General features: G+C 65.9%; 7 protein-coding genes. 1 reads left to right on the forward strand and 6 read right to left on the reverse strand.

Annotated elements, in window-relative coordinates; translation table 11 throughout:
• Positions 1–5: 5 nt before the first annotated feature.
• From FKV23_RS17335 to FKV23_RS08735, 6 genes are all read right to left on the reverse strand, one after another.
• A complete protein-coding gene (locus FKV23_RS17335) occupies positions 6–2,015 on the reverse strand; it encodes a hypothetical protein (protein WP_208543128.1) in 2,010 nt (669 codons plus the stop codon).
• Positions 1,958–6,211 (reverse strand): putative Ig domain-containing protein, encoded by a 4,254-nt coding sequence (locus FKV23_RS17340; RefSeq protein WP_141623505.1) that lies wholly within the window; start codon positions 6,209–6,211, stop codon positions 1,958–1,960. Before FKV23_RS17340 ends, FKV23_RS17335 begins: the two co-directional genes overlap by 58 nt.
• A 132-nt stretch (positions 6,212–6,343) precedes the next feature.
• Positions 6,344–6,661: a hypothetical protein gene (locus tag FKV23_RS08720; protein ID WP_167285122.1), complete on the reverse strand. Its 318-nt coding sequence runs from the start codon at positions 6,659–6,661 to the stop codon at positions 6,344–6,346.
• Between the two features lie 307 nt (positions 6,662–6,968).
• Positions 6,969–7,562 carry a hypothetical protein gene (locus FKV23_RS08725; protein ID WP_141623507.1) on the reverse strand — a complete coding sequence of 198 codons (594 nt, stop codon included), beginning with the start codon at positions 7,560–7,562 and terminating at the stop codon, positions 6,969–6,971.
• A gap of 108 nt (positions 7,563–7,670) precedes the next feature.
• Positions 7,671–8,627, reverse strand: coding sequence for a hypothetical protein (locus tag FKV23_RS08730; protein ID WP_141623508.1), 957 nt, complete (start codon positions 8,625–8,627; stop codon positions 7,671–7,673).
• Complete coding sequence (locus FKV23_RS08735; protein WP_141623509.1) at positions 8,597–11,023, reverse strand: LysM peptidoglycan-binding domain-containing protein; 2,427 nt, start codon at positions 11,021–11,023, stop codon at positions 8,597–8,599. Before FKV23_RS08735 ends, FKV23_RS08730 begins: the two co-directional genes overlap by 31 nt.
• A 229-nt stretch (positions 11,024–11,252) precedes the next feature.
• On the opposite strand from FKV23_RS08735, the gene FKV23_RS08740 reads away from it, so the two are divergent.
• Positions 11,253–12,131 (forward strand): integrase core domain-containing protein, encoded by an 879-nt coding sequence (locus tag FKV23_RS08740; protein WP_167285120.1) that lies wholly within the window; start codon positions 11,253–11,255, stop codon positions 12,129–12,131.
• Positions 12,132–12,164: the final 33 nt, after the last annotated feature.

The raw sequence follows: 12,164 nt of genomic DNA on the forward strand, positions 1-12,164 counted from the left end.
TCCCTTTATAGACCAGCATCTCGGAGCTGCTTAAGGATCACAACGTCCTCGCTGCTTAATCCAAGCATCGACTGGTGGCGAATCATGAAATCTTTGACATGAGTCTCGGCACTGCCGAAACCGCTCGTTCCGAGACGATCAACGACTCCAATTCTGGCCTGGGTGCCATGCAAAAACTCCTCGAGAACCGCTGCCTTACTAGGATTCTCGCGAAGCAAGATGTGGGTAAAGGACTTGCCACCAACATTAGCCTCCGCCTGCATCCAATCCAAATAGGCCATGTCACTCGACCCCGGCTTGGCAAAGACTACCTGGCGACGACTGCTCACATTCGCAATTAGCTCCGGGGATGCCTTTTCAATGCCCCAGCCCAAACTGGAGCTGTTCATGGAGCTAGCTGGCAATCTGTCTGCAACACTCCGAGCATAAGCCGTCGACACACTACGATCCACGCCCCCTGCCCGTCCAAGTCGGCTGGTGCCTGCCGCAAGTCCGGCCAGTGCCGTCACGCCCGCCTGCTTCTTCTCCAGTGGCGTCATGCCATTCCAGGCATCCACAGCCTGCGCCACGGTATCTGACGGCCTCTGCGATAGCACGGTGCCCACGGCGTCGAGCGTGGAAGCCAGCCGGTCTGTGTTGGTGAACAGCCGTCCCAGCCCAATGCCCCCCTGCACGATGTCGGCCACAGTGCGGTTCGCCGCACCCAGGGCCGCGTAGCCGCCAGCACCAGCGGCCGAACTTGCATAGTCACCGGCATGGGTGGACAGGTCGGTGTTGAAGTCGCCCCAACCCTGCACCTTCTGCTCGATGAAGCCCAACTTGCCATCTGCCCAGGCACGGACCTTCATCACCGGGGCGGCCATGCGCTCAAGCGCGCCGTTGATGGCGTTGTACCGGGCCAGGTATGGGTTGGTGCTTGGTCCTGACGTCCGGTTCAGGCTCCCCGCTGGGTAACTGCCCGCGATCCATTGCTGGTGGGCCGGGGCCAAGCGCTGGTGGCTGTCGCTCCAATAGCGCACCTGGTCGGCCCGGTTTCCGCTGGTCGGTGGGCCCGGCTGCCGGTAACGCCGCGACCACGACCACATATCCATGTACCACTGGTTCTGGGCCCGGTCGGCGGTGACTACGACCGAATGCAGGGTGGGCACATTCGGATCGTAGGTCTCCGCCAGGATCGGTCCGATCGCGTTGCTGCGGCGGCGGTCGGCAGCGGCCGTTCCGCCCGTTGCCGGGCCGTTCCCCGTGACCACCGGATCGGGGCCGAAGTCGCCACTGGCATACGCCGTGGACACGCCGCCATTGACGCCGCCCATGGCTGCTGTGCCGGCCCCGGCACGACTGGCCAGCCATCGATCAGTGTCGCGTCCAATTGCATTTCCAAGCGCATTGCTGAACCCATCCATGACCACGGTGCCGTAATCCGACCGGTGCAGTGTCTGCCCGAACGACGAACGCACTGCCGCGCTGACCATGCCGCCGGTCATGCCGTAGGCGAAGTCGTTGGCAAAGTCAGTCTTCAAGTCCAGCTTGCCGGCGACCATCGGTGCAATCTTGGCCGCGCCCAAGCTGCTCACCGCACTGGCGGCGATGCTGTTCCAGCTGAAGCTGACGTCCATGCCGGCCAACTTCTGGCCGGCATAGTTGGCGCCGGCATTGGCCACGGCCAGGGCCGCGGCCTTGCCCCATTGCGGCGCACCGGACAGGGCGCCGCCTACCGTCCCGAACTGGGAAGCCAGACCGCCCGTGATCGCGCCAGTAATACCGCCGGCTGCCACACCCTGCCAGCTGAAGCTGGTCACGCCCGTGGCACTGCCGACCGCGCTGCTGGCAGCAGCTCCTGCAGCCCCCGCCGTCGCACCCGCCGCAATCGCCGTTCCGGTCGCACCAAAGTACGCCCCAAAGTAGCCGGTCGCGGCACCGTAGGTCACGACAGACACCACAATGGCCACCACAACCATCAGCACCATCGCCACCGCATTGCAGCTGTTCTTCGGCGGCGGCGTGATGTACGGCAAGCCCGGCGCGGTGTTGCCGATCGCCTCGCTGGGGTTGTACGGCTTGAACGTGTTCGCGTCGTTGCTGCTGACCCGGGTGCTGGGGCGTTGAGCTGGGTGCCCGCGGTCAGCGGGGTGTCCGGGTCGCCCAGGCCGTTGGCGTCGGCCAGCACGTACCACAGCTGCGGGGTGCCGTAGACGCGCTGCGCCAGGCCGCGCAACGTCTCCCCCGCCAGCACCGTCACCTTGCCGCCGCCGGCCTCGTAACGGCCGCTGCCGCCCAGGCCCTGCAGCTGCGTCTGATCGCCGCGGCTGCCGTAGCGGGTGCGGATCTGCCCGCCCTCCTTCAGCTCCGCATGCTGCTGGCCACCGGCATGCACGAACAGGTAGTTCGGCTTCGGGTTGTTCGGCTGGTTCGGGTCGTCCTGGCGGAACACCCCGTCCTCGATCCGGCCCTCGCGCCGCCGCTGCACCTGGCCGTCGCCGGTGTACGCGTAGTAGCGCATCCGGTCGTCGACGTTGTCGTCGTTGGTCTTCTCGCGCTGGCTCAGCAGCCGGCCCATGCCGTCGTAGCTGAGCGTGTTGGTCGTGGTCTTGTAGTCGGGGTTGCTGCTGCTGCCGGTGACCGTGCGCTCCTGGTAGCTGCCCCAGCCCTGCCAGGTGCTGGTGTAGGTGTGCGTCGCCCAGCCGATGTCATGGCCCCGGTAGCGGTAGCTCTGCAGCCGCCCCAGCGTGTCGTAGCCGCTGCTGCCGTCGGCCTTGGTGTACAGCACCTCGCTGCGCAGATCCAGCACCCCCAGGTCGGTACGCTGGTTGCCCGACGGGCCCTCCAGCGGCGTGCCGAACGCCTGCCACCAGTCGCCGTCCGGGCGGCCCCGGGTCGTCTGGCTCACCAACCGCCCGTCGCCATCGAAGCTGAACTGCTCCGCGCCACTGAGCCAGCCGCCGATCTGCAGGTCCCAGTAGATCTCCTCGGCGCCCTCCCGGTAACTCACCCGCCGGGTCGCGTCGCTGGCGAAGTAGCCGCGCGTCTCCACCAGCCGGCCCGCCACGTCGTAGGTGTACGCCTTCGATACGCCCCGGCCGCTGCCGCCCAGCTGCTCGCGGTGGAACTCCAGCACCTTCTGCCCGCGCAGGTCGTACGCGCTGCGGTACACGTAGCCGACGCCGTCGTGGTAGCGGAACCGCGAGACCTCACGGCCGGCGGCGTCGTAGTGCAGCTCGTACGACTCCAGCGACCCCGGGTCGTTCACCGCCGGCGTCTTGACCACGATCCGGCCGTTGACCAGCGCGCCGTTGTGGATCCGGATCCGGTTCTCCGCGTCGTAGCTGAACCACTGCTCCACCGTCTGGTACGGCGTGGATCCGCTCAGCGGCGCCTGCATCGGCTCCATCGCCGGTGCCGACAGCTCATCCTCGCCCTCCGGTGCCAGCGCCGCCCCCATCTGGAACGACTGCACCGACTGCGTCGACCACGGATCCACGTCGTCCCGCCACACCGTCAGCTTGAACTCGTCGTACACGCTCAGACCCGACGGGTCCTTCGCCGTCACCCGCACCGTGTACACCTGCTCCCCGGTGCTCCACGGCTGGCCGTGCAGACGACGCCCGTCGATCTGCAACCATGACGGCTGACCGCTCAGGGTGTAGGTCAGCGGGTTGTTGTCCGGGTCGGTAAAGGTATCGGCCGGGAAGGTGTAGTCGAAGTACATGCTCGTCGTCGCGAACTGGTCCGGCAGCGGCCGGTTCACCACCGGCGGCCGGTTCGGCGGCGGCGCCGACACCACGCTGATGGTGAACGTCTTCGGCGTCACCCCGCCGCGTTTGTCGTCGGCGGTGATCTTGACGTTGCTGTAGGTACCGGTCGTGGTCGGCGTGCCGCTGATCACCCGCGTGGTGACGTTGAACGACAGCCCCGGCGGCAGCCCCGTCGCCGTGTATGTCAACGGGTCGTTGTTGGCGTCGGTGAATGCCGGCACCGTGTAGCTGAAGGGCTGCCCCTTGGTCGCGGTCTGGTTCGGGATCGTCGGCGCCGACGGCGCGGTGTTGGCCTGCACCGTCAGGGTGAAGCTCTTGATGGTCTTCCCACCGTTGCCGTCATCGGCGGTGATCTTGACCGTGAACGTCCCCGACGCGGTCGGCGTGCCGCTGATCCTGCGGCTGGTCCCACCGGGGTGTGACAGCCCCGCCGGCAGGCCGGTCACGGTATAGGTCAGGGTGTCGCCGTTGGCATCGGTAAAGGCCGGGAAGTCATAGCTCCACGCCAGCCCCGACTTGATGCTCTTGTTGGGCAGGCTCGGGGCCACCGGCGCCGCGTTGACGGCGAGAGTGAACGCGCCCTGCGCCGACGCGTTGCTCGGATCCTTGGCCACGATCCGCAGGCTGTAGCCGTACGCCACCCCATCCGGCATCGGGTACGGATAGTCATCCGCCGTCTGCCGCCACGACAGCGTGCCGGCCGTCCCGCTGATGGTCCCGTTGGAGGCGATGCTCAGGCCCACCCGGGAGGCGTTGACCCACTGCGCCGGCACCAGCCGCAGCTCCGGTTCGCCGTTCACGTACCGGTAGTGCTCGTAGTACTCCGGGACCAGCACCTGCAGGCTGTACGACAGCGGGTCGCTGTTGGGGTCGGTGAAGGCCCCCGACGGCAGCGCCCAGGACACCGATTGCCCGATCTGGGCGGTGCGGTTGGGCAGGCTGCCGGCCGTGTATTTGGGTGGATCGTTGACCACGCTGATCGTGAAGGTGGTGCTGCGCGTGGCCCCGTGCTCGTCCTCCACCGTCACCGTCACCGTCTTGCTGCCCAGCGCGGTCGCCTTGCCGCTGAACTTGCGCGTCGCCGGGTCGAAGGTGATCCCCGTCGGCATCCCCGAGGCCGACCAGGTCAACGTGTCGCCGTTGACGTCGGTAAAGGTGTTGGCCGGCACCGTGAACGACCAGTTCACGTTGCGGCTGACGTCCCTGTTTGCGATCGGATTGGACACCACCGGCGCCACGTTCGGGGTGCTGACCACGAACGACCTGTTGGCCGTGGCCGTGCCGTCGCTGGCCGTCACGGTGACCGTCCAGCTGCCCACCGGGCCTGGCGTGCCGCTGAGCTTGCGGGTGGTTTGGTTAAAACTCATCCATGAGGGAAGCGCAGCCTCATTGACCTGGTACGTCAATTCATCGCCGTTGGGATCGGTGAACGCCGGAATCGTATAGCTCCACGACGTGCCCGCGGCCGCCGTCTGGTTCGGGATCGTGGGCGCCACCGGCGCCTTGTTGGACACCCGCAGGGTGAAGGTCGCCTCGACACTGCCCCCGCGACCGTCGCTGGCCTTGACCTTGACGGTGTAATCGCCCAGCGCCACGCCCGTGCTGCCGGTGATCTTTCCACTGCCGCTCAACGACAGCCCGCTGGGCAGGCCGCTGACCACGCTGTAGGTCAACGTGTCCTTGTTCACGTCGTTGAAATACGGCGCCAGGTCCAGGTTGGCCGCGATGTTGCGGCTGACCGTCTGCACCGGGATGGTGGCGACCGTCGGCGGCGTATTGGTCACGTTGAACGTGAAGGTGCCCGTGGCCGGCAGGCCCTGCGGATCGGAGGCGATGATCCGGGCACTGAAGCTGGTCTGGATGAGATTGGAAGGCGTGCCGCTGATCCGGCCCGTGCTGGAATTGATGCTCAGGCCGATGCTCGACAGGCTGACCCAGTTGCCTCCGACCAGGACCTGCGCGGCATAGGTCAGATCATCGCCATTGGGCTCGGTGAACGCGCCCGCCGGCAGGGCGAAATCGACCGCCGTGCCATGCTTGATGGTGCGGTTGGGCAGGCTGCCGTCGTTGTAGACAGGGGGCGCATTGACGAAGGTGTTCAGGTGCAGGGTGATGTCGCCGTCGGTGCCGACACCCGCCGCCCCGATCTTGTACTCGTCCGCCGCACTGACCCGGTCGCGCGAGTCCACGCCCTTGATGCGGATGACGATCTTGCCGGGCGAAAGCTCCGACGGCACGGTCCCGCTGAAGGTGCGGTTGCCATCGAAATGGAGCCAGGCCGGAAGCGGAAGATAGTTCACCGAGTCGGGGATCGGAACATCGTCGTCGTCCCTGCTGATCATCTCCACCAGCGATGGCTGCAGGTGGACCTGGTCCTCATCCGGATCGGTGAACAGGTTGGCCGGCACGGTGAAACTGAAGCTGCGCCCGATGTCCAGGGAACGGTCCGCCAGGTTCACGCTCGTGTTGCGTACGGGCGGGTTGTCGGTGCCGATGCTGTGGTAGTGGAACCGCGAGACCTCCCCGCACCGTGTACACCTGCGCCCCGGCGCTGCAGGGCTGCCCGGTGGCCGAAGAAGTCCAGGGGCGTCTCAGTCTTCCTGGCCCGGATGCCCGCCCAGATCGAGCACGCCGCAGCATACGGTCACCTCGAACCACCCCCGGAACATCGCCGGGGTCCGTTGCTTCGGCCAGCGCGACCGGTCCAGTTCCCAATCCTCCAGCGCCTGCGCGAAGAAGTGCTGCCAGTGTTGCGCAACGAAATCTTCTCCCTCCTCCAGATCCCAGTCCCAGGTCGGCACCAGATAGGCGCGCAGATCCTCCCGCTGCGCCTGCGCCAAAGTGAAGGCCTTGTCGCCCGTCGTGCGGCGCACCCAGTCCACGTACGGCGCCTTCGGACGCACCAGCACCAGCAGGCGCTGCAGCGGCCCTCCGCGGTGTCCTGCTCACCGGACAGCGACAGCCAAGGCGCCTCGGCGTGGGCCGGTGCCGAAAAGACATGCCTGCGCTCCTTGTCGGAACGCGGCTCGCCAGGACGGCGGCGACGGAACAGGTCGAACACTTTCATCATCAACAACACCGCCCCCGTGCGGACAACAGACAGCACATCTTGGAAAGTCGCATTGACCACAGAAGCATGTCAAAAACTGATGTCTGTCCTTCGCGCATATTTCCCGACCAGAGCAGACTGCGTGGCAAGCTCAGACGTGTTTGCAACTACCTCGTCGACTGAAGTCGCCCGATCAAGATCAGCAAAGCGGCCTTCCTGAAATCAACCTTGACTGATTGAGAACCGGATCCTTCGATTTCATAGCTGTCATCTGAAACTGACGGATCTTGATTCCTATCTCTAAACGCGCGATCAATCTCAGTCAGCGACGAGGTCATATCTCGACCAGCCTGACCGTCTTGCATCAAAGGAATGTATGTTGCCAAACTACTCTCAAGAGCATTTAGCCCCTCTAGCTTCACATCATGCGCCCGTCCTTCACGCAGGCAGCTCAGCGTCAAGGCGTATTCCCTCCAAAAAGGAGTGCTTGCCGAGAGCACTCGTTCGTCTGCCGCGATCGATGAGAGAAAGGCTTCATGTTCTAACTCACCCATCAGACTCCCGAGGTGAGCAAAAACTATGTACTGATAGTTCCCACCCAAAATGGCCGCCGGCGCCGCTCCTCGCTCAACTGACGAAACCGTAGCGCGCAGGTTCTCGACGTAGCTCGTTAGGATCGATGGGACATCACGTGTTCGCATCCAAGTCAGGGCTGATTCCATGTTTTCGCTCTCGGCAAGCGAAATAGACAGATAGTTCATGAGCGCCGTCGACAGGCCCCGAACAACCCACGCCGGCTGGTTCTTCGCCGCCCACTTTCTTGCCGCTTCGAGACCTGCTGCTGCTGATTCGGTTTTTTCATCACATTTCTACTTAACTAAGGTTGCTGCGCCTGGGGTAAGCCTGAAATTTACGTCTGTGTAATAAATCAGGGGGTCGAATTGGAACAGTCTACCTTGCGGGAAGCTGCCTCTAACGATCGGCCCTGAGAACCCCCCATACAGGTCGACATTTCCACTAAGCAGTTCGCTTTGAAGGTCGAGGCGACCGCCACGTTGCAAACGTGTATTGAAGAATTCGAAACTACCTTGTCGAATACCGGCGGCATCAACTGATAGCGAGGACAGACTCGTGGACGCCTTCGCCTCAGCCAACGCGTATCTACCAACGTTGTTGCCAGAGCCGGTAAACCACAGGTCCACACCTTGGTTCCCCCTGTATTTGACCGCACCGCCAAGCTCGAATCCCTGCGATTCAACACCTCGGATGGTGAATTTGATGCCTCTACGCTCAACCGAGGACAAAAGTTTTCCATTTGCGTCGGTAAATACGTCACGAATCGCAGCGCGTCGTGCCAGACCTGCTTCCGCGTTTGCAACACTATTAGCATAGGCCGTGGAGACCGAACGGTCGACCGGCCCCACCCGGCCGGCCCGGGTAGGCGCAAGCCCCAGCCCGAACAGCATTGCCGAGGCATCCTCCAGCCGCTGGCGATCATCCAGGCCAGACCAGTTCGCCCACGCCCGGCTGGCGGTTTTCATCGGATTCTGCACGGCATCCATGACGCCCAGAACCGCCGATGTTCCCATCTCCTGATTCACGACCAACCGCCCGGCCCCAAGAATGCCGGACCCCACCTTGTCGACCATCTGGATCAGCGCGTACTCGCCGGCCGCGATACCGCGCAACACCGGTGAATGGGTGGTGCTGCCCACGCCATCCACACCGTCCACCAGTGAGTGCAGCCATTCCTGGCCTGCAGCCAAGACACCATCAGCCGCCCCGAAGGCGCGGTTCAGCACGCCGTTGACCCTGTCGTTCGCCACGCCGCATCGAACTCCGCCGCACTCATGTAACGGCCCGGCCCGCTGGTCCGGTTCAGGCTGCCCGCCGGGTAACTGTCCGCCACCCACCTGTTGTAGTCCGGGGCCAAGCGCTGGTGGCTGTCGCTCCAGTAGCGCACCAGGTCGGCCCGATTGCCGGTGGTCGGTGGGCCGGGCTGGTGATAGCGCTGCGCCCAGTCCCACATCGACATGTACCAGCGGTTCTGTCCTTCGTCCGCCGTGACCACCAGCGTGTCAAGCGTAGGCACATTCGGATCGTAGATCGGTCCGATCGCGTTGCTGCGGCGACGGTCGGCTGAGGCGGCCGATCCTGCTGTCGGAGACGGGCCGCTGCCCACCGGATCGGGGCCGAAGTCGCCGCTAGCATACGTTGTGGACACACCACCATTGACGCCACCCTGAGCCGTTGCGGCACCTCCTTGCCAGCGCTGCATTCTCCTGACCGCCGCATTCCCCAACGCATTGCCAAATGCATCGGCCGCAATGTTGCGGTAGTTGATGTCATCGCCGAACCCGAACGCCCGCCGCGTGTGCAAGCCCACCGTGCCGCCGATCAGGCCGTTGCCCATGTCCTTCCAGAATGAGCCGCTGCCACCGACGTCCGGGGTTGGGTTCAGTCCCATCGCATCACCCAGCTTGGTGCTGATCGCCGCACTGACCGCGCTGGCCGCCACGCTGCGCCAGCTGAAGCTGGCCTCCATCCCCAGCGCCCGACTGGCCGCGTAGCTGGTGACATTGCCGGTGACCGCAGTGGCCGCCGCCCGCGCCCAGGTGGCGTCGTTGAGCGTCTTGCCCAACGTGCCCAGCTGGCCACCCTGGATCGCCGCGCCCAGGCCGGCCGTGGCCATGGCACTGGCGCCGGCCACGAAGGCGTTCCGCCAGTTGAAGCTGGTTACGCCCATGGCGCTGCCCACCGCCTGGCCGGCGACGCTGCCGGCAAAGGCGCCGACACCCGCGGACATGACCGCCGTGCCCGTCGTCATGACACCGCCACCGCCTGCGAACGCACTCACGCCCGCACTCCAGACCGACGTGCTGGCCGCTGTGCCACCGGCCGCGGCCGTGCTTCCGGCTGCCGCACCTCCGGCCGCCGCTCCACCACCTGTGCCGGCGCCCGCGCCCGCGGCCGCACCTGAAGCCGCGCCGGCGGTGTAGATGCTCACCACGATGATCACCACCACCATGATGACCATCGCCAACGTGCCGCAGCTGTTCTTCGGCGGCGGCGTGATGTACGGCAAGCCCGGCGCGGTGTTGCCGATCGCCTCGCTGGGGTTGTACGGCTTGAACGTGTTCGCGTCGTTGCTGCTGACCCGGGTGCTGGGGGCGTTGAGCTGGGTGCCCGCGGTCAGCGGGGTGTCCGGGTCGCCCAGGCCGTTGGCGTCGGCCAGCACGTACCACAGCTGCGGGGTGCCGTAGACGCGCTGCGCCAGGCCGCGCAACGTCTCCCCCGCCAGCACTGTCACCTTGCCGCCGCCGGCCTCGTAACGGCCGCTGCCGCCCAGGCCCTGCAGCTGCGTCTGATCGCCGCGGCTGCCGTAGCGGGTGCGGATCTGGCCGCCCTCCTTCAGCTCCGCATGCTGCTGGCCACCGGCATGCACGAACAGGTAGTTCGGCTTCGGGTTGTTCGGCTGGTTCGGGTCGTCCTGGCGGAACACCCCGTCCTCGATCCGGCCCTCGCGCCGCCGCTGCACCTGGCCGTCGCCGGTGTACGCGTAGTAGCGCATCCGGTCGTCGACGTTGTCGTCGTTGGTCTTCTCGCGCTGGCTCAGCAGCCGGCCCATGCCGTCGTAGGTCAGCGTGTTGGTCGTGGTCTTGTAGTCGGGGTTGCTGCTGCTGCCGGTGACCGTGCGCTCCTGGTAGCTGCCCCAGCCCTGCCAGGTGCTGGTGTAGGTGTGCGTCGCCCAGCCGATGTCATGGCCCCGGTAGCGGTAGCTCTGCAGCCGCCCCAGCACGTCGTAGCCGCTGCTGCCGTCGGCCTTGGTGTACAGCACCTCGCTGCGCAGATCCAGCACCCCCAGGTCGGTACGCTGGTTGCCCGACGGGCCCTCCAGCGGCGTGCCGAACGCCTGCCACCAGTCGCCGTCCGGGCGGCCCCGGGTCGTCTGGCTCACCAACCGCCCGTCGCCATCGAAGCTGAACTGCTCCGCGCCACTGAGCCAGCCGCCGATCTGCAGGTCCCAGTAGATCTCCTCGGCGCCCTCCCGGTAGCTCACCCGCCGGGTCGCGTCGCTGGCGAAGTAGCCGCGCGTCTCCACCAGCCGGCCCGCCACGTCGTAGGTGTACGCCTTCGATACGCCCCGGCCGCTGCCGCCCAGCTGCTCGCGGTGGAACTCCAGCACCTTCTGCCCGCGCAGGTCGTACGCGCTGCGGTACACGTAGCCGACGCCGTCGTGGTAGCGGAACCGCGAGACCTCACGGCCGGCGGCGTCGTAGTGCAGCTCGTACGATTCAGACGCGGCGGCCCGGAGAACCCGACTTGCCCTGCCCTTTACGGGCCATCAGAAGAAATCAATCCGGGAGCGTGCGGGATGGTTTAGGGGCCGCGCGCTAAACCTTCGTCCTGCGGCGCAGGATCAACCCCGGAAGCACAATCCGAGTTCCCCAGTGCATTCCCTGGCATTCCTGCTGCTGTTCCTCTACGTCTGGCTGTGCCGCCTTGCCGACGAGTGGCCTGCGCGGCATCGCGTCCATCGCCCGTTCCGGCGCCATCCGACACCCGTTGCCCTCAGTCCGGGCAACGCCCCTCGGGCCGTTGCCGGCAAGAAGCCCGCATGGGCGACGACCGCCCTGATCCGGCTGGCTGCGCGCACACCCAAGGCGCTCGCCAGTTGCCGCCGCCTGAGCGGTCGATTCAATCGCCGCTTCGCCTCGCGTGGCGTCACCGTCAGCCACGATTGGGTCTGGAAGCAGCTGAAACAGCATGCGCCGGCCATCGCCCGGCAACGCCGACGATGGCGAGCGTGCGGGCCGCGACCACTGCCCGTCAACGACACCTGGGCAGCCGACCTGACCGGTCTCACCGACGCAACCGGAGAGACCCACCTCGTCTTCGGCCTGCTCGACCACGGCAGTCGCGCCCTGCTCTCGCTGCGGTGCCTCCGGCGGAAAACATCGATTACGATCCTGCGGGCGCTGCTCGATGCCTGTGAACGCCACGGCATTCCCCGCGCACTGCGTACCGACAACGAAGCCATGTTCACCAGCGCCCTGTTCCGGTTCGCGCTGCGCTGGCTCGGCATCCGCCATCAGCGTAGCGCCCCGGGCTGTCCGTGGCAGAACGGGCGCATCGAGCGGTTCTTCGGCACCCTCAAGCGTGAGCTTGAAATACTGGTGCCACCCTCGTTGGGCACGCTACCGGCCCGATTGAGTCTGTTCGCCAGCTACTACAACGCCCGCCGCCCACATATGGCACTGAACGACCGCACTCCGGCGCAGGCCTGGCAGGCGGGCGGCGGGACACGTCATCGGGCCGATTCGGGATAGCGCCAGTTCCGGTGGTATCGGCGAGCCCACCGC

The organism is Lysobacter alkalisoli (assembly GCF_006547045.1).
Taxonomy (GTDB): domain Bacteria; phylum Pseudomonadota; class Gammaproteobacteria; order Xanthomonadales; family Xanthomonadaceae; genus Marilutibacter; species Marilutibacter alkalisoli.